The organism is Siphonobacter sp. SORGH_AS_0500, assembly GCF_002838835.1.
GTDB lineage: Bacteria > Bacteroidota > Bacteroidia > Cytophagales > Spirosomataceae > Siphonobacter.
Window position 1 is genome coordinate 23,319 of sequence record NZ_NHPP01000011.1, and the last position, 24,354, is coordinate 47,672.

Sequence of the window (24,354 nt, forward strand, 5' to 3'; positions counted from 1 at the left end):
ACCTAAAAATACTTCATCAACCTCGACTTATTCATCACTTATCTTGATGGTCAAAAGCCCTGCCGAGCAGGGAAAGAAACCTCTTTTTCATGAAACGTTTTATTCTTTCAGCCTTTTTGGCGGCGGCCAGCCTAACCTCTTTTGGTCAGTCCATTATTCCCCAGCCCGTTTCTCTGCAGCAGGGGTCGGGTAAGTTTCAGTTTACGAATCAAACGCAGGTGGTAGCTTCTACGCCCGAAGCAAAACGTCTGGCGGGTTTGCTTAATCAATACCTGAAGAAACGGACGGGTGCTGAATTGAAAATCGTCAGTAAAGCTCCCGCTTCAAATTATATAGCCTTTATTGAAAAGACGGGTTTACCCGCTGAAGGCTATGAGCTAAAAGCTACCCCACAGAGTGTACAGATTTCGGGTAAAGATGCGGGCTTGTTTTACGGATTACAGTCGGTAATGCAATTGATTACGGGCGATGCTAAACCCGAAATAGCATCTGTTACCATCGAAGATCATCCGCGTTTCGGGTACCGGGGATTAATGATGGATGTGGGTCGCCATTACATGCCGCTTTCGTTTATCAAGCAGATGATTGATGAAATGGCAATGCTGAAATTCAACCGTTTTCACTGGCATTTAACAGAAGACCAGGGCTGGAGATTAGAAATCAAAAAATACCCGAAGCTAACTCAGGTCGGAGCTTACCGGGATGAAACCCTCATTGGAGCTTACGGAGACCGCATGCCTCAGCAATTTGATGGGATTAAATACGGCGGTTTTTACACGCAGGATGAAGCCCGTGAGGTGGTAAAATATGCGGCAGAACGACACATTACCGTCATTCCTGAGATTGAGTTGCCCGGTCACGCCACGGCGGCTTTGGCGGCTTATCCCGAATTAGGCTGCACGCCCGGCCCGTTCAAAGTTCAGACGACCTGGGGGGTGCATAAAGACGTGTTCTGCCCGAAAGAAGAAACCTTCCAGTTTCTGGAAAATGTTTTAACAGAAGTAATGGACATCTTCCCTTCGCCCTACATTCACATTGGTGGAGATGAATGTCCGAAGGATCGCTGGAAGGAATCGGAGTTTTGTCAGAATCTGATCAAGAAAGAAAACCTGAAAGATGAGCACGGCTTACAGAGTTATTTTATTCGCCGGATCGAAAAATTCCTAAACTCAAAAGGTCGTAACATCATTGGCTGGGACGAAATTCTGGAAGGAGGGTTGGCCCCCAACGCAACGGTGATGAGCTGGCGGGGTGAAGAAGGTGGAATTGCGGCAGCGAAGGAAAATCACGACGTAATCATGTCACCCAATGGGTATGTGTACATCGATCATTACCAAAGCAAAGATCGCAAACAGGAGCCACTGGCCATTGGCGGATTTTTACCGCTGGAAAAAGTATATTCTTATAACCCAACGCCAAAAGAGCTGACGGCTGAGCAGCAGAAGCACATCAAAGGCGTTCAAGCTAATTTATGGACAGAATATATTCCAACGGCGGGTAAAGCTCAGTACATGTATTTCCCCCGAGCAATGGCTCTGGCCGAAGTAGCCTGGTCTCCCTTAAATCGTAAGGATTTCACGGAGTTTTCAGAACAACGCTTACCCGTCTATTTACGCAAGCTGGAAAAACGGAATTTATACTTCCGGGTACCGGATGCGATTGGAATGCCGAAAGAGGATACGCTTCGGGGAAGTCAGTTTACGATTAACCTGAAAGCTCCCGTAGAAGGGGCCAAAATTTACTACACGATTGACGGGTATATGCCCAGTGAAGCAACGTATCCCTATTCAAAGCCCATTTCATTAACGATTCCACAGAATCGCCGGGTTGATTTGAAAACGATTGTGGTAACGCCCGCAGGCCATCGCAGCATCGTTTCGACTACGACTTTGGTCAATGGTACCCCCATGCCGGACAAGCAACCGAAGAAGTAATACAGTTCTGGCATAAAAAAATCCCGACCGTCAAGGTCGGGATTTTTTGTTACCCATGTTTCCGGCGTTTCAGAGCCAGGTCGTGAGCGGTATCGTAATAGCTTCTGAGGTTTTTCCAGTCAAATACTTCGGAAATGCTTTCGGTACGGTTTCGCTGCATGATCCGGTCGCGGCGGGAGGTACGTACAAATTTGAACAGTAACTCGGAAAGCGTTTCTGCGGCCTGATGAAAATCCTGATGGCTGCGGTTTAGCACATAAACACCCCAGTTTTCCGGATCGGCCATGATTTGGTTCATATAATCCCCAAAACCGGATAAATCACTGGTAATGGTAGGAACGCCCCGCACGACGCATTCCAGTGGTGTATAACCCCAAGGCTCGTAATAACTTGGGAAAATTCCCAGGTGACAACCCCGCACGAAATGGCTGTAATCCATCCCAAATAGGGGGTTGGTTGAGGCAATGAAATCAGGGTGATAGACGATCTTCACGCGGTCACTTTCGTGGTTCTGCATGTTCGATTTCCGAAGGAAATCAACGATAGCATCTTCCTGTTTCAGGTAATGCGTTACCGTTTTAGGTAACTGATGGGTCTTCCACGACTGAATAGTTCGGCGTAACCGCAACTGCCAGTATTCATCCACAAACTGATTCAGATCGGGCATCTTTAGCTCATTACTCGTGGCTGAAGCCATGAATAACTGTTCACCAATCTGTCGCTCAATCGCTTCGCAGGTCTGCCGGATTTCGGCCATTACGGCCCGCGTTTGCAACACATCGGCATCCATCGAATACACCGGATTTTTAGTGACGATGAACATCACCACCGTCATGTCCGAATTGGTTGCCTGCAATTTGGCATTCAGTCGGCTCAGGGCTTCGAGTGTTAAGTCGTAGCCCTTGTTATTATACTCAAATCGGCCTGAAGTAAAGAAATATAAGGTGCGATCCAGATCGAAGGAATAGTTCTGGAAGAAGTGACCCATCACAAATTGATGGATTTTTGCCTTATACTGAACGTGCAGGTTCTGGAACTCATGCGTCGCTGTGAATCGGGTAACATTCAGGCCGTTAGGTAAAGTTAGATCGCATTTACGACCTAGCAAAAACTCGCATTCCTTAGCCGTAACGTCCGAAACCGTCGTCATAACGTGACAGTTCTGAGCCGCCAGGTATTCAATCGTTGCCTGCGTTGCAATGCCAAAATGCTGAGCTTGTTCCCGCCAGTTGAACGTCGGTAATAACTCGTAGAAATTAGGAACGTTGGGAGCCATGTAGCGTCCCAGCATGGTAGCATGCGTGGTGAAAACCGTCGCTAATTTCGGAGATTCATGAGCAATATAGGGAAGGGCCGTAGCGGCCATCCATTCGTGAAAATGGGCGGTTATGTCATATCGACCACTATGATCACGGGATAGCTCATTGAGGAAAATACGGGTGCATTCTCCAAAAGCAATGACCTGATTAACCAAATCTTCCGCGTTAAGCGTAGAAAGCTGATGCTTTTCCCAGAGGTCGTACTTTAACTGATCCAGCTGATTAAACAGCGTGTAAAAATTAAAAAGCACAATGCGGGGCTTTCCGGTGACGAGCCAGTAACCATACTGCACATCGAAGCCCATTTCCCGCATTTTTCGTACGGTTTTACCCAACGCTGAATCGTCGAGATCCGATATGGGTTCGAACTCAGCCAAGGCTTTTTCCGGGAAGTAAGGCCCAAGTAAAAAATAATCATCGCCCCATTTTTCGACCATTGCCGGAACCTTGGAGCGGATTACTGTATAAATACCCCCAACCTGATTGCATACTTCCCAGGCTATTTCAATCAGTAGGCGAGGTCGTATCTTGGGCTTAATGGGTTCAACTTCGAAAGCCATAGCCGAGTATTAATGTAAACAATGTGAATTGAAAGTTCTTTGTGCCTAAACTACTTTGAGCTACCAAATATAGAATGGTATTTTTCAAGGGAATTATTCGTCTAAAATAATCTTAAAGTTTTATGCCAAAAGAGTAGGATTTTTTTTGATACACCATACTCTGGCTCATTTTTATTTATTAAAAGGCTATTAATGAACTACGGACGACTAGCTAAAAAAGACTGTAAAATGATAGTAGCCGAAACGCGATCAATAACGCCTTTATCCCGACGATCTTTCTTAGTAGTTCCCATCGCAATTAAAGACTGCATAGCCATGACGGAAGTAAATCGCTCATCGTGTTCATGCACTGGGATTTCCGGAAAGGTTTTCTTCAGAATTCGTAAAAATCCCCGCACATGTGGCGTATTGGAAGTGTCCGAACCATCCAGATTAGTGGGCATTCCTACTACGAAAGCTTCTACCGCTTCCCGCTGGCAGTAGTCTTTCAGAAAAGGGATGACCTGCGTTGAATGCACGGTATCCAGAGCCGTCGCAATGAGTTGCAGAGGATCCGTCACGGCGAGCCCTACGCGTTTGGTTCCATAGTCTATAGCAAGAATTCGTGCCAATAGTTTAAAAAATTAAGGGATTATTTAGTAAACGGTAATGAAAAACCAGATAAAATAACCTCCGGGATTTAACGTAAAAAATTGACTAATAATTAATTAACCCAACAATTCGGATCAGCTAAAATAAATAGCTTCAGGGTTTTTGCTGGGAACCGTTTGAAAGTGTGAAAAGGTAAGAAAGTTTATAAGTATTACAAGTATCTTAAAACCACTATCTCATATCTTTCTTCCAGTCTTTATAACCAACTAGGCAAAGAGCCAGATAAATGGCGTATAAAAGAACCGTCCAGTATAAACTTTTATACGCGTAAACGAAGACGTAGATGCCGTCTACGAACAACCATAACCACCAGTTTTCCAGAAATTTTCGTCCCAGCATCCACTGGGCAATCAAACTGATGGTAGTGGTAAACGAGTCGACCAGGGGCAGACTGGCATCGGTAAACCGACTTAGTAGCCAGTTCAGAAAGGCCGTGCCGCTCAGCGTAATTAGCACCAGCCAGCCGATGAGATTTCGAGGCAAGGTGCGAACCTGGAGTTCCGTATGGCCCTCTCCGCCGTATAGCCACTGGTAAAGTCCATAAACGCTCAGGATGGCAAAAACGATCTGTAAACCCATGTCACCATAGAGCCGGGCTTCCCAGAAAATGACTGCGTAAATCACGACGCTGATGATGCCCCAGAAAAATCCCCATACATTTTGACGGGTATTATACCAGACACAAATGACGCCGGTAATTAAGCCGGCCAGTTCAAGCCAGTTGGTTTTTATGTAGGCTAGAAATACGTCCATTCAGTAGGGCTAATTTGATAAAAATCTGAACTTTGCTCCGGGTCTCAGAGTTTTCTAATAGTCTCCCTGTCGGTACCGAGAAATTCGGCTTACGGCGGGGTTTACTGCGTTCTATTGCGTTTGAAAACCCATGCATACGATTCATAAACGCAGGAACCGGGGGTCCATTTCCAGACAAAGTTGTGTGAAAACCCGGTAGCAAAAAGCGAATTTTTAAAATAAACTCGATGCTAGTTAAAGATTTGTTAACGCTGTATCGCAATGATCCGTTTATCCGTCTCATTAGCGAACGAATTCAAAGTAAACAGCCTAATGATTACCATCTTCAGATCAAAGGATTAGCCGGAAGTCTGGATTCGGTTCTGGTGGCATCCCTCTATCAGCATCAGCCGGCGTCTTCTTTGCTGGTTTTGTCGGATAAAGAAGAAGCGGCCTATTTCTATAATGACCTTCAGAATTTGCTGGGCGAAGACCACGTCCTGTTTTTTCCAATGTCTTATAAAAAGCCCTACGAATACGAAGAGATTGATAATGCGAACGTATTGATGCGGGCCGAAGTTCTGAACCGGTTGAATGAAAAGGGACATCCGTTATTAATCGTTACCTATCCAGAAGCTCTGAGTGAAAAGGTTATCAACCGGAAGTCACTCGTGAAGAATACATTTACGGTTTCGGTGGGCGAAAAAATTGATACTGAATTCCTGACTGAATTTTTAATTAGCCAGGATTTTGAGGGAACCGATTTTGTGTACGAAGCGGGTCAGTTTGCCCTGCGGGGGGGAATTATTGACGTATATAGCTACGCTAACGAATTCCCCTACCGGATTGACCTTTTCGGTGATGAGGTAGAATCCATCCGAACGTTTGATCCCGATACGCAGCTTTCCAAAGAATCCGTTTCCCAGATTAATATCGTTCCCGACGTTCAGACCAAGCTTATTCAGGAGACCCGGGAATCGTTTTTCAGCTTTTTTGGCAAAGAAACCCGACTCTGGTTTAAGGACGTGGAATTAACCCTCGAACTGATCGGAATCTGTTTTGAGAATGTTGAGAAAAGCTTCAACGAAATTGTAGAGCGGAGCGGCGGTATCAAGGTGATTCATGAACCTTCCCAGTTGTTTGAAACCCGTCGCAGTTTCCTCAATCATATCAAGGAATATCCGAGCGTAGAATTTGGGAAACGGTTTTATTTCAAAGCCGCCGATGGGGCAACCGAATCACCAGCAGACCTTCGCGTTAATTATGCTTCGAAACCCCAGCCCAGCTTCAATAAAGATTTCAATCGACTGATTGAAACCCTTCATGAACAACAATACCGGGGGTATACGAACATTATTGTTGCTGAAACCCAGAAGCAACTGGAACGATTAAATACGATCGTAGGAGAATCCAATGACTCGGTTCGTTTTCAGGCCGTGAATGTTTCCCTGCGGGAAGGGTATATTGATGATACCCTGAAAATCGCCTGTTTCACCGATCACCAAATTTTTGATCGGTTTTATCGGTATCGCGTTCGGGATAAGTACAGTAAGTCCAAAGCCCTTACGCTTCGCGAACTCAAAACACTGGCTCCGGGCGATTTTGTTACTCACATTGACCACGGCATTGGCCGTTTCGCTGGACTCGTGAAGATTGATGTAGGTGATCACAAACAGGAAGGAATTCGCCTGGTTTTCAGGGATAATGATACCGTTGTAGTGAACGTGCAGAGTTTGCACAAAATCGCTAAGTATACGGGTAAGGAGGGCACTCAACCCTCGTTGAGTAAGTTAGGGTCACCGGAGTGGGAAAACAAAAAGGCGAAGGTCAAGCGGCAGGTCAAAGACATCGCGGCGGAGCTGATCGAGCTGTACGCCAAGCGGAAATTTGCTCCGGGTTATGCCTATTCGCGGGATAGTTTCTTACAAGTCGAGATGGAGTCGTCGTTCCTTTACGAAGATACCCCCGACCAGGCTTCTTCAACGGCGGCGGTAAAAGAAGATATGGAAAAACCGCACCCTATGGATCGTCTGGTTTGTGGGGATGTTGGGTTTGGTAAGACGGAAGTAGCGATGCGAGCCGCTTTCAAAGCCGCTGCGGATAATAAGCAGGTGGCGGTGCTGGTGCCAACCACGGTATTAGCCATGCAGCATTACCGTACCTTTCGTGACCGTTTTGAGCGTTTTCCGGTGAAAGTCGAATACATTAACCGATTCAAAACCACGCAGCAGATTAAGGAAACGCTGAAGCGGGTGCAGTCTGGCGAAACGAGTATTCTCATCGGAACGCACCGGATTGTAGGAAAGGACGTGAAGTTTAAAGATCTGGGTCTGCTCATCGTTGATGAGGAACAGAAGTTTGGCGTGAAGGTCAAAGATCGGTTGAAGGAATTTAAACTCAATGTGGACGTATTAACCCTCACGGCGACGCCTATTCCCCGAACGCTTCACTTCTCGTTAATGGGAGCCCGTGACTTGTCCGTTATTGCTACGCCACCGCCGAATCGTCAGCCCGTTACGACGCAATTAATGGTATTCGACGAACTAAAAATCCGGGATGCCGTCATGCTTGAACTGAAACGCGGCGGGCAGGTTTTCTTTGTCCATAACCGGATTGGTGATCTGGAAACGCTGGGTAATATGATTCTGAAATTGGTGCCAGACGCTAAAATTGGTATTGCCCACGGCCAGATGGATGGCGATCGTCTGGAAAAGGTAATGATGAAATTTATTGAAGGAGAATATGACGTTCTGATTTCAACGAATATCATCGAAGCCGGACTGGACATCCCGAATGCCAATACGATTCTGATTAATCAGGCCCATTTATTTGGCTTGAGCGATCTTCACCAGATGCGGGGAAGGGTTGGCCGATCCAATAAAAAGGCGTATTGTTACCTGCTGACCCCTGCTCTTTCGTTATTAACCAGTGATTCCCGTAAACGCCTTCAGGCTCTGGAAGAATTCACGGAATTGGGCGATGGATTCAAGGTAGCCATGCGGGATTTGGACATTCGTGGAGCAGGAAATTTGCTTGGAGCTGAACAAAGTGGCTTCATAAACGATTTAGGCTTTGAAACCTATCATAAAATCCTCGACGAAGCCGTCCAGGAGTTGAAGGAAACGAAGTTTAAAGACCTCTTTGCGGACGAATTAGCCAAAGCCGCTAAAAATCTGCGGGTGGAATGTCAGATTGAAACGGATTTGCCCGTCCTGATTCCTGAAAATTACGTATCTAACATATCCGAACGGCTCAGTTTGTATAACCGTCTGGATAATCTGAAAGAGGAAGCCGAGTTACAGAAATTTCAGGCCGAAGTAACGGATCGATTTGGTCCGGCTCCAGAAGAAGTTCGTGATTTGATTGGTTTGGTGAAGGTTCGTTGGAAAGCAGAACAAATTGGTTTTGAAAAATTAACGCTTAAACAAAATACATTGAAAGGAACTTTCGTTTCAGGTGAGCATGAAGCTTACTTCCAATCCGAAAGATTTGGCCGAGTACTTGATTTTGTGAAGGCTCAACCCAAACGCGTTGCTCTGCGGGATGTCAAAGGGAAGTTATTACTACAGGCCGAAAATATCCGGCAGGTAAAAGACCTCGATGAGTTATTGGGCCACATGGTCGCCTCACCCGAAAAAATGAAAGCCTAACGAAGGGCCGATTTGAGTATTTAAACCGATTTTCAAAGATTAGGTAATAGGAATGACTGAACGGTTATCAAGTAATTCCAGCCAATCTTCTATTTTTGTACGATTTTGTAAGCGATTTTAAGTGAACGTCCATCTCTAAAGCAGAATTGGACGTTCACTTAAAACAGAAACCAAAGCGATATTCCAAACCATATACATAGCAATGATGAGAATTGCGTCAGTTTATTATTTGTTGGGGGCGATGGTGCTACTGACAACGGCTTGCAAAAAGAACAAAACGCCTGATAGTGCCCATATCGGGAAGAATAGTACGGCAACAGGCATTGCGTATAACACGAAAGAAGGTTTTTCAACGCCTAAAAGCTTTAAAGGGCAGCCAACGGGTCCTAACCTGGTGTACGTCGAAGGCGGTCGTTTTGTGATGGGTTCGCTGGAAGAAGACGTAGCGGGTGTTCACGATAACGTAGAGCGTACAGTAACGGTACAATCCTTCTTTATGGATGAAACCGAAATTGCTAACGTTCACTACCTCGAATATCTGCACGCCATTCAGAAAGACTCGACTCAGGAGTTTTACGAAGCGGCTTTACCCGATACCACCGTATGGGCGGGCGAAATGGCCTTCAACGATACCTACGTAGATCAATATCTGCGTTACCCTGGTTTCCGCATGTATCCGGTTGTGGGTGTTTCCTGGGTACAGGCACAGGATTACTCAGCCTGGCGTACAGGAGCCGTAAACAATGATCTGGCTCGTAAAGCAACCAGCGGCGGTAAGAAAAAAGGCAAGAAAGGGGAAGAGGCGACAGCAGAAGCTTCTAGCCAACAATATACCGGAGGCCGTGCTGCCATTGAAACGGGCTTCGTCCTGCCGAATTACCGTCTGCCAACAGAGGCTGAATGGGAATACGCAGCGAAAGCTTTGATCGGTACGCAATACCTGGATGAAAACCAGTCGAATCAGCGGATTTATCCCTGGGATGGTTCTTCGATGCGTAAAAGCTCAGGTAAGAAAAAAGGCACGATGTTAGCTAACTACAAACGGGGTCGCGGGGATTATGCGGGTATTGCCGGTAAAACGAACGACGGTGCCATCATCACGGATGAAGTGTATTCATATCCTCCTAACGATTTTGGTCTGTATAACATGGCTGGAAATGTAAATGAGTGGGTATGGGATGTATACCGCCCCACCACCTTCCAGACGTTCAGCGATTTGAACCCTGTTCGTCGGGATGGTTACCTGGATGATGAGAAAAACTACGGTAAAAAAGATAACAACTCCCTGTTGGACAACCGTACGCGGGTGTATAAAGGTGGCTCCTGGGCAGATATTGCCTACTGGTTGGCTCCCGGAACTCGTCGTTACCTAGATCAGGATTCGTCAACGGCTACCATCGGTTTCCGTTGCTCGATGATCGCTTCAGGAAGAAAGAGATAATTTAATTTCCAGTTTAGTTGAAAAGAAGCTGCCCACTTGGGTGGCTTTTTTTTGTTTGAAGTGGTTAGAGAAGGTTTGAGGTGAGAGAATTCTAAAAGCTCAGCAGTCGCTCGGCTCTGCCGAGCGACTGCGGGAGTAGATGCTTTCATTTGAGGAACATTCACGAATGCTAAATAAGGTCCTTCGCTTCGCTCTGAATGACAGGCTGAATAGGTTTGGAATCATTGCTTTTGCAATGACTCCAAACCTATTCAAACGAAAAAAGAGTTGCAAACCCGAAAGTCTGCAACTCTTTTCTTGAGAATATATTCCTCAGAACTATACGCGGAAGTGAGAGAAAGCTTTGTTAGCTTCAGCCATCCGGTGCGTATCGTCTTTCTTCTTCACCGCAGCACCTTCGCCTTTAGCAGCTGCTACGATTTCGCTAGCCAGACGCTCTACCATGGTCTTCTCGTTACGACCACGAGCATATTTAATCAGCCATTTCATGCCTACTGACTGTTTACGCTCGGGACGAACTTCAGTTGGAACCTGGAAGGTAGCACCACCTACACGGCGGCTCTTTACTTCTACCGTAGGCATAACGTTGTTCAACGCCTTTTTGAAAGTCTCCAGACCATTTTCTTTGGTGCGGTTCTCTACTAATTCCAGAGCACCGTAGAAGATGTTATAAGCAGTAGACTTTTTGCCCTCGTACATGAGGTTGTTTACAAATTTCGTTACGAGCGTCTCCTTGAATTTAGGATCTGGTAATACGTACCGTTTTTTTGGTTTTGCCTTACGCATGACTAAGTTACGTTTGAATGTTGATGAGAACGCGTCGCTTCTGCCCGTAACAGTGGCTTACTGCATTCTCGGATGTGTTAAGCCCTCAGTCTTTCGAACTGACGACGATGGATCAGAAAAAGATTACTTCTTCTTACCTTTTGCAGGAGCTGCGGGAGCCTGACCGGGTTTAGGACGTTTCGCACCGTATTTAGAACGAGCTTGCATACGACCTTTAACACCTGCAGTATCCAGAGCACCACGGATGATGTGGTAGCGAACCCCAGGAAGATCTTTCACACGACCACCACGGATCAGTACGATAGAGTGTTCCTGTAAGTTGTGGCCTTCTCCGGGGATATAGGCGTTAACTTCTTTACCATGTGACAAACGCACACGAGCTACTTTACGAAGAGCAGAGTTAGGCTTCTTCGGTGTAGTTGTGTATACACGAGTACACACACCACGTTTTTGAGGGCAAGCGTCAAGAGCTGGAGACTTTGATTTCCAAGTCACACGCTCACGACCCTTACGTACTAGTTGTGAAATAGTTGGCATGATGTAAAAAAATAAAAAATGTTCGTCTTGAAAAACGGACTGCAAAAGTACTCTCTTTTCGTAAAAAAGACAAGCTTGTTTTCGTTTTTTTAGTTCCGGGGCGGATTTAATTAGTCAGACTACCAGACGATTAAGGGTAGTGTTTGGGGTTTTGAGCTTGGAATTTGAAGTTTAGCGTTGAGGGTTTGGGGTTAATTTAGTTAGGGCAGAGAATGATTTTAAAGAAGAAATAAAACCCCAAAGGTGGATCCGTATGAATAACGTGGACATAGCCTAGGGTAACGGTTTCAAATTACGAATCATTAATCCCTTCTAAAGCTGTCTTTCTTTTTTCAAAGATTCCGATCAACTTTGGCTGTACTGTGTTTATTACATCAAATACAATTTCAATAGACCTATGACTTATTTCCTCGAAAATGATTATCTCAAAGTAGCCATCCGCCAGAAAGGGGCGGAATTGGTAAGCCTTTATCATAAAGAAACGCATCTGGAATACCTCTGGAGCGGAGATCCCGCTTTCTGGGCCAAACATTCCCCCATTTTATTTCCAATCGTAGGAGCTTTGAAAAACAACGAGTATCACTACGAAGGGAACTCGTACAAGCTGAGCAGACACGGTTTTGCCCGGGATATGGAGTTTGAACTGGAAGCCGAAGGTGAATCTGACCTGACGTTTTTATTGAAGAGTAATGCCGAAACGATGGCGGTTTATCCCTTTGAATTTCGGCTGCGGGTGATCTATACGTTACGTCAGAATGAATTATCCGTTCAGTACAAGGTAACCAATCACGATTCAAAGGATTTATTTTTCTCCGTGGGTGGACACCCGGCGTTCCGCGTTCCTTTCACCGACGAAACGCAATACACGGATTATTACCTGGAGTTTAATGAAACGGAAGACTTCCATCGTTGGCCGCTGGCCGAAGGGGGCCTGATTGACGTAACCCCCGAACCTGTCGTAGAAAATAGTAACCGCATTGCTTTATCTCATGAGCTTTTTGCGGAAGATGCTTTGGTGTTTAAGCATCTGAAATCTACTTCGGTAACCCTGAAATCAGATCAGGTTCCTTATCAGTTGAAATTTGATTTTGAGGACTTTCCTTACCTCGGCATTTGGGCCGCTCCGAAGGCCCCTTTTGTTTGTATCGAACCTTGGTGCGGTATTGCCGATAGCGTTACACACGATCAGAATTTAGAAACGAAGGAGGGGATTAATCGTCTGGCTGCCGGAGAAGTATTCGAACGCACCTGGAAAGTAACTCTTTCTTAAAAAATGGAGAAGTAAGAGAATCCCAAAAGAATTGAAAATGAATAACTCAGCGTCATGAACCCGGGTTTTCGCAATGGGATGATACAAAAATTGCCAGCCGAGAAGCTGGCAATTTTCATTAAGGGCGTAACTTTAATTCCTTTCCCGCAATGTCCTCCCAGCGGTATAAGTGAAAGGTTCGATCCGTACTCATGACGACAAACAAGCCGTGTTTAAAGTCATTATTCAAAGGCACGGAAACCATTTCAGAGCCATCACTTTCCATGGCCCGCACGTCCACAATTTTAACCAGCTTATGTTCAAAAGGCTTATCCGGCGTTCCTTCGCGGCTGAAAATTTGGAAGCGATTCGCTCCCTGATCCGATACCAGGATATAACCCGTGCTGTCGGTTAGTTCATAAATTGAAATGCCTTCGTGATCGACTTTGAAGTTTTCGGTTGCAAATAAGGCTAACTCTTCGTTACCCTTTTCAGGATCCGCATAGTACTGGCGAACGCCTTTGCCTTCGTCCGAATAATACACATAACCCAGCTTGTCATCCACTACGATGGATTCAATTTCCTTCAGACCGCTATAAGCACCGAATTTCCGAACTAACGTGGCCTTAATTTGGCCCCTTCCGTCATCGTCAAGGCGGTACTGCCAGAGGTAACCTCCCGTAGTAGGACCCGTCTTTCTACCTACGATGGCATAGATTACGCCTGCTTTGTTTTTATACATCGAAATGCCCATTAAATCGCGGTATTCTGGCTGGGTTTCTCCTTCAAAAACTTCGATACCGCCGTTATCCACGGGTTTCAGGTCGGGTAAAGAAAAAATTCGCAGTTGGTGCGTCATGCGTTCGGTGGTAACGGCAATGTCCGTGGCCTTTCCGTTCAGCATCAAACCGTATTCAATGTCAACGTTATTGGGACGCTTCAGTCCTCCTATTTTTTGCTGAATTTTTCCCTGAAGATTGAAGACATACAGTCCTCCCTCTACGTCTTTATCCGTCCCGACAATCAGACTTTTGGCCGGGTCCTGAGGGTTAATCCACACGGCCGGGTCATCAGAATCGTGAGCCAGTTTTTCGGTAATGTACAGCGGTTTTACCGCCTGACGGGAAATCGTATGCCGCTGGCAACTGGTGAACAGAGCCAGTCCGGTTAATAATAACGCACTCGTTTTCAGTAACATCCTTTTATATAGATACAAAAAGTCCCCACGAAAGACCAGCTGACATGGGGACTAGTGATGACTTATTTCGTCCCCAACGCTCCGATGTAAGAACCGGGAGCGGGTGACGTATAGGTTACCCCATTTACACTTAGACCGTTTGCATATAGACGGGTAAAGTCTGTTTTGCCTTTGCCTAACGCTGGAGAGCCCGTTTGTAAGTGAAAATCCCAGGAGGAGTCGTAGCTGGAATTCATGCTGGACGTAGACAGGGGGTAATTCACTAGCTTAGGATCATTTTCTCCCGCTTTCGTACTCAGAATATCATTCGTTCCTTTTACGATTTCGGTTGAAGGCTGAAATTGATCCACGCCCGTCTGCGTGTATCCGTAATAGAAGTTATTTGCAATGACGGAACGGGTATCTTCAGGGGCACCTTTGTCCCGCTTAATACCGAAACGGTCGTTCACCAGTAAGGTATTGTAAACGTCCGCACGAACCGTTTTTTCTAACCAAATAGAACCACCTTTGATGGTTGGACGTCTCCAGCCTGCGTTCACAATCGTGTTGTTGTAAGCCACGATGTAAGCCTGAGGCGTTTTGTCACCCGCGTTGGAAAGCTTCAGAGCATTTGTGTTGGGGCTATAGATGACATTGAAAGCTACCTCAGCCTGTACCCCTGACTTGATGTTAATGGCTTCGCCACCCGAAACGCCGGTAGTGTGGAAGGTGTTGTTCATGATTAACACTTTACCACCTTCGAGGTAAAAACCGTCTTCGTTGAAGTGACGAATGGTGCTGTTGGCCACGACAATTTTAGAGCCTGTGTTTGAAGTATATAATACCGGAACGTGCTCACCCGCTTTCGCTTTGTATAACTGAGCCTTAACCGAAGGAGATTCTTCCGTAGTGACAGCTCCACCGTATTCAAGGACGGTATTTGAAAGGACTAATTCCGTATTGGTGGGGCCGGCAATCAAACCACCCCAAAGGTTACCGAAGTTATTAGCCGCCGTTTTCCAGGCATCAGGCACGGTAAATTTTACGGGGTTGGCCGTCGTTCCCATGCTGTAGAGGTTCCCTCTGATGAGGATCTCAGGCTTCACAATCGAATCGCTCATCAGAACGGTTACGCCTTCTTCAATGGTCAGGGATTTGCCTTCGGCAATCTGGAGGTGTCCCGTCACTTTGTAGGTATTCCCTTTTTTCCAAACGCCTTCCACGTTACCGCTTACGCTTTCTTCGGTAGGGGCTGGGGTAACCTGCGTTTCTTCGGAATTTTTGCTACAACTGGTTAAAAAGGCCATTGCCAGACCGGTTGCAATAAACAGTTTGTTCATGATTGTTTCTGGATAATAAAGATTTTGTAAAAGCTTGAATGCTAGAGTTTAAAGCGTAAACCAAAGACGTAGCTACGCTGGTAATAATCCCGACGGATGAGGGTTTTGCCCGCTTCGGTTTGATAGGGCAATCCTTCGTTAACTGACTCAGCGTTTTTGATGTACACTTCCAGCGGCGTATTGAGCAGGTTATTGGCTTTCGCAAAAACGACCCAACGATGACCCATGGCTTTTTCCAGCGAAGCATCCATTTGAATGAAGGCTTTTTGCCAGAGGTCATTATTGAGGAATTGAGAAACCGTATTAATTCGCTCGCCGGTGTAACTACCCGCTACCTGAGCGTCCCAGCCATCATTTCTGTACAGCACAGTCACGTTACCAATGTGGGCAGACTGACCATACAGAGGACGCGTTTGGTTGACGTACATGGGTACCAAATCCCCGTTTTCGTCACGGGTTCGGATAAATTTGGCGGAGGTAATTCGGGACAGCGTATAGGTATAATTGGCCTTGATTCCCCACTTGCTGAAGTATTTGATGTAGTCTAGTTCAAGCCCGGCGTTCTGAGCATTCCCGAAGTTACCCGGCGTGTAAATGATAGACTGCCCACGAACGGGATCACGTTGTAACGTATACTCGATGGGATTTTGAAGGTATTTGTAGAACAGTCCCACCATGAACTGATCGGTGTGAGTGGGAAAGTGTTCATAACGCAAGTCGATGTTATCCGCAATTGCCCGCTTCAAATCGGGGTTACCCCGCTCCTGATATTCTTCCTGAACGACGTTATAGGGAACGATCTCGAAGAAGCCCGGACGGTTCAGCGAACGGAAGTACGAGGCCCGCCAGTTGGTCTGTCCATTCGGCATGTATTTCAGGTGCAGGCTGGGTAATACATCCGTGTAAATCTGATGACCCGTCGGACGATCTTCTCCCACCTGATTTTTCAGTTCATATCCCTGATCCGTATGCTCTACTCGCACGCCGCCCAGAATTTCCCAGTGTAGAGGCGTTGCCTTGGCCTGTACATAACCCGAAGCCGTTTTCTCGGAGGCATCGTAGGTCATTGCACTACCAACCGAACCTCGCGGGTTCTGAATCGTCCAGTTAATCTGATCGTAGGATGTGAAGTCTTCGCCGTAACGGGCAAACAGGTTGGAGGGACGAAGCTGGTAGTTATTATAGAAATTACTCCGGTTTTTCGTGCGATAGAGCCCACCCGCCTTCCATTCCACGGGCGTTTGACCCAAATGAGAACGATAACTAAAGTTCAGGTAAGCCGCCAGATCGGTGTCTGAATTATGCTCCCAGCGACGGTACGCATCCTGCACGGTTGTTCGGGTTTCGATGAAGTTTTTACGTTCGCCTAGTAACGGAACCTGCGTTTGATCGGGCTGTTGGTTCGTTGCCTTCGAATATACTGCTGACCACTGCACCTCAAAAGGATCGCTGATCTGGTGTTTACCCTGCAAGGTGCTCGTCAAAATCTGCTGCTGCGTCAAGCGGCTCCGGGTGTCATACCCCAGCGTCGCATTTCCGGCAATCGGATCGTACCCGCCAATGGTTAACTGTGTTGATTTGGTATCCCGAATCTGGCTGTTGCTCAGGTTAATAAAGGCATTATATAAGGAGAGTTTATGGCGATCATTCAGCCGGTAATCCAGCTTCGTGTGAACTCCGTAGCGTAACTGCTGCTCGGAATACTGACGCTCGCTTAACTTGGTAAGGGTTACTCCTTTTTGAGTGTTAACGGTTTCAGAGTCAAAAAATAAACTATTACTTCCGCGATAGGTGTTTTGGTAACTTCCGGCTACGATAATGCCTAGTTTTTGATTGAAAAAGCGGTTACCCCAGGAGAATCCACCCAGTACATTCGGTGGCGGCAACTGCTTTCTATAGGTCGAAGTAACTTTCGAAAAATCGGCTGGCGTGGCATTGTACTGATTACCGTTGCGTTCGTAAGGCGATTTTTTAGTAACGGACTTCCAGTCATAACTCATGAAGGGCCGATCCATGAACAATTCGCTGTAACCCGTCGAAACGTTAGCGGTGAACAAATGTTGATTCGGAGCGTCTTTCATAACCAGATTGACGGCTCCTCCAATCGCGTCGCCTTCCATCCTTGGGGTGAGGGCTTTGTAAACTTCAAGCCGATCCAAAAGATCGGAAGGAAAAATGTCGAGCGGAACGTAGCGGTAGCGGTTATCCGGGCTTGGAATTTTCACGCCATTGACCAGCGTGTAATTATACCGCTTGTCCATCCCCCGAACGATGGCGTACTGACCGTCGCCGTTGCTATTTCGTTCGATGGATACCCCCGAAACCCGTTGGATAACGTTGGCAACGGTAAGGTCGGGAGATAACTGGATGGATCGTCCCGAAACGATATTCATCACCTGATCCGCCGAACGTTCCAGGTGACGGGCGGTTTGATCCGTTGCTCCTTCACGGCCCGTCTTTACGACTACTTCCTGTAAATTTTGTTTGTGGGAAGGTTCTAGGAATGCATCAAGAACAACGGTTTCAGTGCCGGAAATTTTAACTTCTTTAGTAGTAGATTGAAAGGTGATAAAACTGATGGTAACCCGGTAGGTTCCGGCTGGTAAGTTTTTAATAGTATAGCTGCCATCATATCCCGAAAGATCATGATACATCGTATTTTCTACGCGAATAACGGCTCCAGTAATAGGTTCACCGGAAGATAATTCAGAAACTTTCCCTTTAATAGATCCAGCCCAACTGTAAAATGAAATAAGGCTGATAAAAACAATAATACTATAAATCTTTCCCATCGAATGAGTACTGATTGAGTAAGCAAAATCAGCACGAGAATCAGCTCGGTATTCTTACTGATTTTCGTTTGATGGGACGAAGGTGCAGGATGAAAAATTAGGAGTCAAGGAAATGGAAAGCCGAAAGAAGTTCGGTGACTGGAGCCTCCGTTAGCACGAAAGCAACAGTGTTAACAAAAAGTAGTTAATCTGTTGATTTTTAAATATTTATACCGTTACAAAACCGCCATTAAGTTTGCGTTATGGCAATATTACCAAAATGTTAAGCCCCTAAATTCCCTGAATAAAGGCTGTGAGGCTTTCACCCGCGGCCAGGTTAAGTTTTTTCCGCAGACGATACCGGGTAACGCGTAAACTGTCCTGCGAGATACCTAATAAAGTGGAAATATCAGATGAAGTCAGATTCATTTTCAATAAGGCTACCAATCGTAAATCAGAAATAGATAATTGATCCGAATGGAGCCTTAACTTTTCAAAAAAGATTGATGTACTTGCTCAAAGGTGCTGCTGAATTCGAGCCAGTATTGATCATGGCTAAAACTATCATTAATTTGCTGAACAATTTTCTTAATCTGCTTTTTGTGATCACGTTTATCGTCTTTTATTAGTTTATCTAGGTTACCTTTCAAATCTTCCAATGCCTGATTTTTCTGAATGATATGTAAAATGTGAGTGGATAATTCTTTCGAACGAATAGCAAGTTCATTCTTTAACTGCTCTTCCTGCAACTGCTGATTCCGTAACTCCGATTGCATGAGTTCCCGCTGCGTTTCGTATACCAATTGATTTTGTCGACTGAGGGTCTGCTCATTTCGAACTTTCATTTTTTGCCGATTGTAAGCCAGACTCACCAAACCAATCAGTAGCAAAAGACCGATAATTACCGCGACGGTCATGAGTTGGTTGAACTGACGTTCATTAGTCAGTCGCTCAATCTCATTATTCTTCTTTTCCGTATCAAAAAGCGTTTGGGTCAGGGCCAGTTGCTGGCTACTTTCGAGTGAATAAATTTCGGCTTCGTAAGCCCGACTCAAGGATACGTAATGGTAGGCACTGTCGTTCAGACCCATCAGGTGATAGGCTTTTCCAATGTCATTGGTCGAACCACTCAGGTAATGGCGTTCATGCGTTTGCAGGGCTAGTGCGTAGGCTTTTCGGCTATAAATTAGGCTTTTCTGAAAGTGACCCGTTTTGCGAAGAATGTCGCCGAGGTTATTATAGATTTCAATGCGGAGTAGCGAATCTTTCGTCTGAAGATTAACTTTTAGTGCCCGCTGAAAGTAAACCTGGGCCGAGTCGTAGCGTTCAAGATCCTCAAAAATGCTCCCCATGTTTTCGTAAATCTTGGCCGTTCCCTCCCGATTGTGAGCGGAGAGGTACTGATGGAGTGCCTGCTGCTGATAATAAAAAGCACTGTCGTAGAGTTGTCTTTTTTCGTACAAATGCCCGATGTTTCCGTAGGTAGTCGCTATACCCGAGGCATCCGATACTGTTTTGAAAAGTAGTAAGGCCTGTTCGTATTGAAGTCGGGCCTGCTGGGGTTGCTTGCTGTAGTAGTAAAGTTCACCGAGTGCATTATGATTTTCAGCGAGCCATTTCTTTTCTCCCAACTGCTCTAGTTTTTGACCTGCCTGAGCATAATAACTGAGCGACTGCGGGTATTGTCCGGCGTGAAAATAAAGTCGTCCGAGCGATTGAAGTGCCTTCGCTGCTACCAGTGGTTTTTCGGACTGAAGAGCTATTGCGTATTCTTCCTTCGCCTGGATGAATGTTGAGTCTGATCGGCCTTGATTTGAACGTATATTTTGTCCAAATCCTGAACCATAAGACAACAAAATTAGTAATAAGCCGCTACGCCAAAGGGCTAAAATCATGGGTCATAGGGATCGTTTGAATCTGGAAGTTAAGACTTTTGAATGGTCGTAGAGATTAACAAATTGTTAAGGGATGGAATGCTGGGCGAATAAGAAGTATATTCAAAAAAGGGTAAATCAGAGATTTTTGAATCAATAACAAAGAATTTGTCTATTTTATTTGTATTTGTTAATTCTAGTTGCCATTTTTGATACACGATATGAGTAAAAAATAAAGTCAATCGTTTCCGCCTATTCCAAACGCCACGATTATGCAGAAGAACTTGGTTCGTAGCAAGGAAGATTACCTTCGCCACATTTTATCGACCAGCTTGCAGCACGAGGAAGAAAGCCCAGGGTGTTCGGTGCCCGAATGGTTACCCATTCCTAAACCGGAACAGTATCCCTGTATCGCCATCACCTCCGATCCGGTTCGGGAGGGAACGGCTTTATTCTTCGAAGTAGAGCTGATTTACTTTACTGATTTTCTGAATCAGAATTAATAGGCATTAACCTTTACCTAAGAGCATTTCCCGTACGAAGCCACCATGATCGCAGCCCGTGTTTCTGATGAGACACGGGCTTATTTTTATTTTAACCTGGTTTCTCGCATTCGCTCGGCTTAGCAACTACTGTGGAGTGGGCGAAGGAACTAGTGCTAAGGCTGCCAGCGTGGCCCGACCAGCTTTTTCGCTGGCAGTCTTAAGATAAACTCACTAACTGTCATCCAGAGCGAAGCGAAGGACCTTACTTAGCTTCGTGAAGGCTTCTTGAAGGCAAGCTGTAAACTTCCGCAGTCACTCGGCAGAGCCAAACGACTACGGAGCGGAGTATGAGCTGGATTTGTTTGAGTCCTTTGACAATAATTTGCGAAGGTTTGATAAGTTTGAATTTCTTTGAACGTGGCTTCCTTGATAAAGGATGTGCCGACAAAATCAGATGAATCTGATCAAGTTACTTTAAACCTGACCAAACGAATTCAAACCCCAAATTCAATACATGCAAGACTTACGCTATCCTATTGGCCTGTTCGTTTACGAAGGCCCTTACTCGCCTGAGCAGCGAAGCGAGTTAATCAAGTCCATCCTTCATGTACCGAGTCAATATCGTCAAGCTTTGGAAGGTTTATCGGAACAGCAACTGAATATGCCTTACCGTGAAGGCGGCTGGACGGTTCGGCAAGTGGTGCATCATGTAGCGGATAGTCACATGAACGGCTATGTTCGTACAAAATTGGCTTTGACCGAAGCCAATCCAAGCATCAAGCCTTATGAAGAAGCCCGCTGGGCCGATCTGGGCGATACTTTCGAAACACCACTGGACGTTTCGCTGTCGCTGCTGGAAGCCTTACACGTTCGCTGGGTCAATGTATTCAAAACCATGCAGGAGGCTGATTATCAGAAGACCTTCTTTCATCCCGGCTCACAGCAAAGCGTAACGCTGGACTATCAGTTGGGTAATTACGACTGGCATGGCCGACATCATCTGGCTCATGTTACCCGTCTGAAAGAGCGGATGGGCTGGTAATAAATAAACTGGGGCGGGTCAATTGACCTCGCCTAGTTTAATTAAAACCAAAATGGGCACTGGCTTTAATTGCGAAATTCTGCGAACGAGTGTCCCGGTAGGTTAATCGGTGGAGGGCCGTTATCTTGATGAATTTGAAGATATTGTCAATGCCGTACCCAATTTCCATGTAAGGGATGCTTGGATCCAGAGAGCCATAGTCATAGTGCGTACGGGATGGAAGTTTATGGTGATCGATGAATTCGTGGTTTTGAAGACTTTGCTGACCCACTAAGGCATTGAAAAGCATAAAACTTCTCAGTTTTAACTTCTGGATGACCGGAATACGGTTGGTGAGAAGCCCTTCGAAGGAATGGTTAAACTGTAGAGAAACATAGCGATCGGAGACGAATTCAAAAAAGTCCATCAGGTTAAAGGCATTCCGGTTGAACAGCCAGGTTGGATTGCCCAAATGAGGAAATAGTAACATGGGAGGGACAACCGATGGCGTATAACCCATCGAAAAGGAATAATTAGATCGTCCCCATAATCCCATTTGTAATGTCTGGTAGGCTGATAACTGGAAGCGGTGGTAATTAAAATTGCCATGTACTAAGCCCGCAAAACCCCTTACGTACCGGAACGAAATCACTGGAATTCGTTTAGTGCCCAGTGTGATCCGTTCGTTGCCATCCATTAAGTATTGCTCATTTTTGGCATAACGGGCTTCCAGGGTGACGAAGGTATCGTAGAAGTTGGTTTGGCGGGGTGAATTTTCACCCAGATGCGGGGTAGTTTTATAGAAGAAAGGAAATTGTGGCTCGTACTTACGATTGTCTATGGAACCCGAAAGCGTAAGATTACGAATAACATCGGACTTGAAAAAGAGCTCATAATCGGTTTGCATATAAGAGCCACGGACTTTCCCAAAACGCGTAAATGCATAAAACAGCTTGTTATCGCCAATTTTATCAGGCGTTAAACCGATGCGTTCAAGGTCGTGGTAATAGCGAATTCCGGCAACGGTCCATCTTTTTCGTGAGAACAGATAGTTCACCTCTCCGCTATACTTAAATCGCTGATCGAGCGTACCGTAGGCCAGATGGCCGCGTAAAATCCAGTGCTTACTGAAATCAGAATTGGTGCGGACGCCCATTCGTAACCGCAGGCCTTCAATTCGGTTCCAGGCAGCGGAATACAGGTAAGGGCCAAATTCCACGTAAGGATACTTTTTCCAGCCCGTGGAAATAAGCTCTGCTACATCCACATACGTTCGGACGATGGGCAGATTCTGAAGGGTATCAATCAGTTTTCTAGCGAGGAGATCCTCCGAACTAAGGTTTTCAGGGCGGGTTTTGGCCCAGAATTCAGGCGTCACTTCCTTGAAATCTTCGGCTACTTCCAGATTTGGATTGTAGAAACTGAGCGGATGTTTCTTATTAAGGACAAAATCCTGATTGTACAGATCAAACTTAGCCAGCATCCCCGCGGATTTATTGGTAAGCTGAGCAACGTCAATCATAAAGCGGGTTTTGTTGGGTAACCACGTGGAGTCAGCCCCGTTAACCACCATCGTTAATTCCTGATCTATTTTTAATTTGTCAATAAAATTCAGGTTAGCTTCTTTGCCAATGGTAGCTTCCACTTCCCGCAAGGCATAACGTGTAGTATCAATGTAGATCTTCCCCGTGAAGGCCAGGTCAGAGCTGCGTCGGGGTTTGAACTCAATGGCGTAGCATACTTCATTACCCACCGCCAGGGTATCTTCCAGATAAAAGTCATACGTACTTTTCCAGTGTTCACCCATGGGGGAAAGCAAGTCCTTTCCTAAAAACGTAATGTAGTTATGTGTGAAATTTAAACTCTGAAGAAAGCTCCCGCCGGTGATTTGTGAAATGAAATTTCCGTCCTTAACACCTACCCCTTTCGTAGCTGTTTTAAGGATATGTTCTTTGCGTAACTCCGGCGAATGCAGGTAGTAAAAACGTGAAAAAGTTTCGGAAACAAACATGGGTAAGATGGGCTGACCGTCCTCGCCTGCCAGAAACTCGGCTTGCTCAATTGCCTCAGTCATCTTGCGGACTATTCTACGCTTACGAAACTTCTCGGAGACATTGTCTACATCCAGTTCGATTTTGGTGTAACTGGTATACTCATAAGCTTCAACGGGTTGCCGATGTTTGAACTGACTACGAGCGTTTCGAATGATGGCGTAGGCCGGATTTTCGCCAGCATGAATCACTACTTCTCTTAACTGAGCCGTGCCGGGTTCTAACTGAATATTAATCTCCTGTTCGGTTACCTGAGTTTGTAAAGCTTTCGAACGCATGCGATAGCCGATGTTCGTGGCAATCAGAGAATCACTCAACTGACTGGTTTTGAATGAATAGTAGCCTTCAAAATTGGTAGTTGTACCAATGGCTTTCCCTCGTAGGGCCACATTGGCAAAAGGAATAGGTTCTCCCGAAGAGGCGTCTGTAACCCGACCTTTGATGAGGTACTGCCCAAAAGCAACGGAGGGTACGCAGAAGGCACACAGAATGAATATTCCTTTTGAGAATAAAGAAAACATAAACTCTGATTGATAAAGTAATGGGGTGTCTTATATAGGTAATTTTTACTAAAAATACACTATATAAATGAGCAGCCAATTTACTGATAAATTAACTTGAATGTAGATTTTTAACATTAATTGACAATTAAATACTACCAAGTAGTAGGATTAGGAGGTATGTATTTTATTACGTTTAGCGGATGTATTTCTAAGAATTTTTACTCTTATTCTGCTCAAATAGCTTAGATAGGCAGGGTATAATTAAGACTTTAA

The 24,354-nt window shown here is 45.6% G+C and carries 17 protein-coding genes; 6 read left to right on the forward strand and 11 right to left on the reverse strand.

Translation table 11 applies throughout. The features are described from left to right. Positions 1 to 89: 89 nt before the first annotated feature. Positions 90 to 1,934, forward strand: a complete 1,845-nt coding sequence (locus BWI96_RS14550; protein ID WP_106637281.1) for a beta-N-acetylhexosaminidase — start codon at positions 90 to 92, stop codon at positions 1,932 to 1,934. Between the two features lie 49 nt (positions 1,935 to 1,983). On the opposite strand, the gene BWI96_RS14545 is transcribed toward BWI96_RS14550, so the two are convergent. The 3 genes from BWI96_RS14545 to pnuC all read right to left on the reverse strand — a co-directional run bounded on the left by BWI96_RS14545 (position 1,984) and on the right by pnuC (position 5,217). Continuing rightward, positions 1,984 to 3,813, reverse strand: a complete 1,830-nt coding sequence (locus tag BWI96_RS14545; protein WP_106637282.1) for a glycogen/starch synthase — start codon at positions 3,811 to 3,813, stop codon at positions 1,984 to 1,986. Positions 3,814 to 4,010: 197 nt separating this feature from the next. Further along, the gene (gene ruvX / locus BWI96_RS14540; protein WP_106637283.1) at positions 4,011 to 4,424 is read right to left on the reverse strand and encodes a Holliday junction resolvase RuvX; all 414 of its coding nucleotides are present in this window, start codon (positions 4,422 to 4,424) and stop codon (positions 4,011 to 4,013) included. A gap of 211 nt (positions 4,425 to 4,635) precedes the next feature. Further along, the gene (gene pnuC / locus BWI96_RS14535) at positions 4,636 to 5,217 is read right to left on the reverse strand and encodes a nicotinamide riboside transporter PnuC (protein ID WP_106637284.1); all 582 of its coding nucleotides are present in this window, start codon (positions 5,215 to 5,217) and stop codon (positions 4,636 to 4,638) included. 227 nt (positions 5,218 to 5,444) lie between these two features. Between pnuC and mfd the strand changes: the two genes are divergently transcribed. Together mfd and gldJ are read left to right on the forward strand one after the other, a co-directional pair. Next, entirely contained in the window at positions 5,445 to 8,846 is a 3,402-nt protein-coding gene (gene mfd, locus BWI96_RS14530) for a transcription-repair coupling factor (RefSeq protein ID WP_106637285.1), read from the forward strand. A gap of 202 nt (positions 8,847 to 9,048) precedes the next feature. Next, a complete protein-coding gene (gene gldJ / locus BWI96_RS14525; protein ID WP_106637286.1) occupies positions 9,049 to 10,287 on the forward strand; it encodes a gliding motility lipoprotein GldJ in 1,239 nt (412 codons plus the stop codon). Positions 10,288 to 10,605: 318 nt separating this feature from the next. On the opposite strand, the gene rpsG is transcribed toward gldJ, so the two are convergent. Together rpsG and rpsL are read right to left on the reverse strand one after the other, a co-directional pair. Continuing rightward, positions 10,606 to 11,073 carry a 30S ribosomal protein S7 gene (gene rpsG / locus BWI96_RS14520; protein ID WP_106637287.1) on the reverse strand — a complete coding sequence of 156 codons (468 nt, stop codon included), beginning with the start codon at positions 11,071 to 11,073 and terminating at the stop codon, positions 10,606 to 10,608. Between the two features lie 123 nt (positions 11,074 to 11,196). Beyond that, on the reverse strand, positions 11,197 to 11,610 hold the full coding sequence (rpsL, locus tag BWI96_RS14515) for a 30S ribosomal protein S12 (protein ID WP_106637308.1): 414 nt from the start codon (positions 11,608 to 11,610) through the stop codon (positions 11,197 to 11,199). A gap of 397 nt (positions 11,611 to 12,007) precedes the next feature. On the opposite strand from rpsL, the gene BWI96_RS14510 reads away from it, so the two are divergent. Continuing rightward, entirely contained in the window at positions 12,008 to 12,880 is an 873-nt protein-coding gene (locus BWI96_RS14510) for an aldose 1-epimerase family protein (RefSeq protein WP_106637288.1), read from the forward strand. A gap of 118 nt (positions 12,881 to 12,998) precedes the next feature. Here the strand turns inward: BWI96_RS14510 and BWI96_RS14505 are convergent, their stop codons facing one another. From BWI96_RS14505 to BWI96_RS14490, 5 genes are all read right to left on the reverse strand, one after another. Further along, on the reverse strand, positions 12,999 to 14,057 hold the full coding sequence (locus BWI96_RS14505; RefSeq protein WP_106637289.1) for a phytase: 1,059 nt from the start codon (positions 14,055 to 14,057) through the stop codon (positions 12,999 to 13,001). A 62-nt stretch (positions 14,058 to 14,119) separates the two neighbouring features. After that, on the reverse strand, positions 14,120 to 15,376 hold the full coding sequence (locus BWI96_RS14500; RefSeq protein WP_106637290.1) for a right-handed parallel beta-helix repeat-containing protein: 1,257 nt from the start codon (positions 15,374 to 15,376) through the stop codon (positions 14,120 to 14,122). Between the two features lie 41 nt (positions 15,377 to 15,417). Then, the gene (locus BWI96_RS14495) at positions 15,418 to 18,168 is read right to left on the reverse strand and encodes a TonB-dependent receptor (RefSeq protein ID WP_106637291.1); all 2,751 of its coding nucleotides are present in this window, start codon (positions 18,166 to 18,168) and stop codon (positions 15,418 to 15,420) included. 270 nt (positions 18,169 to 18,438) lie between these two features. Continuing rightward, a complete protein-coding gene (locus BWI96_RS21640) occupies positions 18,439 to 18,576 on the reverse strand; it encodes a hypothetical protein (RefSeq protein WP_157830375.1) in 138 nt (45 codons plus the stop codon). 56 nt (positions 18,577 to 18,632) lie between these two features. After that, positions 18,633 to 20,042 (reverse strand): tetratricopeptide repeat protein, encoded by a 1,410-nt coding sequence (locus tag BWI96_RS14490; protein WP_106637292.1) that lies wholly within the window; start codon positions 20,040 to 20,042, stop codon positions 18,633 to 18,635. A 251-nt stretch (positions 20,043 to 20,293) separates the two neighbouring features. Between BWI96_RS14490 and BWI96_RS14485 the strand changes: the two genes are divergently transcribed. Then, on the forward strand, positions 20,294 to 20,524 hold the full coding sequence (locus BWI96_RS14485) for a hypothetical protein (protein ID WP_106637293.1): 231 nt from the start codon (positions 20,294 to 20,296) through the stop codon (positions 20,522 to 20,524). Between the two features lie 496 nt (positions 20,525 to 21,020). Next, on the forward strand, positions 21,021 to 21,548 hold the full coding sequence (locus tag BWI96_RS14480) for a YfiT family bacillithiol transferase (protein ID WP_106637294.1): 528 nt from the start codon (positions 21,021 to 21,023) through the stop codon (positions 21,546 to 21,548). A 37-nt stretch (positions 21,549 to 21,585) separates the two neighbouring features. Here BWI96_RS14480 and BWI96_RS14475 read toward each other — a convergent pair whose 3' ends face one another. Continuing rightward, positions 21,586 to 24,099 (reverse strand): DUF5686 and carboxypeptidase-like regulatory domain-containing protein, encoded by a 2,514-nt coding sequence (locus tag BWI96_RS14475; RefSeq protein WP_106637295.1) that lies wholly within the window; start codon positions 24,097 to 24,099, stop codon positions 21,586 to 21,588. Positions 24,100 to 24,354: the final 255 nt, after the last annotated feature.

Coding starts and splice junctions, on each gene's coding strand:
- BWI96_RS14550 (WP_106637281.1), top strand. CDS start 90: ATGAAACGTTTTATTCTTTCAGCCTTTTTGGCGGCGGCCAGCCTAACC.
- BWI96_RS14545 (WP_106637282.1), bottom strand. CDS start 3,813: ATGGCTTTCGAAGTTGAACCCATTAAGCCCAAGATACGACCTCGCCTA.
- pnuC (WP_106637284.1), bottom strand. CDS start 5,217: ATGGACGTATTTCTAGCCTACATAAAAACCAACTGGCTTGAACTGGCC.
- mfd (WP_106637285.1), top strand. CDS start 5,445: ATGCTAGTTAAAGATTTGTTAACGCTGTATCGCAATGATCCGTTTATC.
- gldJ (WP_106637286.1), top strand. CDS start 9,049: ATGATGAGAATTGCGTCAGTTTATTATTTGTTGGGGGCGATGGTGCTA.
- rpsG (WP_106637287.1), bottom strand. CDS start 11,073: ATGCGTAAGGCAAAACCAAAAAAACGGTACGTATTACCAGATCCTAAA.
- rpsL (WP_106637308.1), bottom strand. CDS start 11,610: ATGCCAACTATTTCACAACTAGTACGTAAGGGTCGTGAGCGTGTGACT.
- BWI96_RS14510 (WP_106637288.1), top strand. CDS start 12,008: ATGACTTATTTCCTCGAAAATGATTATCTCAAAGTAGCCATCCGCCAG.
- BWI96_RS14505 (WP_106637289.1), bottom strand. CDS start 14,057: ATGTTACTGAAAACGAGTGCGTTATTATTAACCGGACTGGCTCTGTTC.
- BWI96_RS14500 (WP_106637290.1), bottom strand. CDS start 15,376: ATGAACAAACTGTTTATTGCAACCGGTCTGGCAATGGCCTTTTTAACC.
- BWI96_RS14495 (WP_106637291.1), bottom strand. CDS start 18,168: ATGGGAAAGATTTATAGTATTATTGTTTTTATCAGCCTTATTTCATTT.
- BWI96_RS21640 (WP_157830375.1), bottom strand. CDS start 18,576: ATGAATCTGACTTCATCTGATATTTCCACTTTATTAGGTATCTCGCAG.
- BWI96_RS14490 (WP_106637292.1), bottom strand. CDS start 20,042: ATGATTTTAGCCCTTTGGCGTAGCGGCTTATTACTAATTTTGTTGTCT.
- BWI96_RS14485 (WP_106637293.1), top strand. CDS start 20,294: ATGCAGAAGAACTTGGTTCGTAGCAAGGAAGATTACCTTCGCCACATT.
- BWI96_RS14480 (WP_106637294.1), top strand. CDS start 21,021: ATGCAAGACTTACGCTATCCTATTGGCCTGTTCGTTTACGAAGGCCCT.
- BWI96_RS14475 (WP_106637295.1), bottom strand. CDS start 24,099: ATGTTTTCTTTATTCTCAAAAGGAATATTCATTCTGTGTGCCTTCTGC.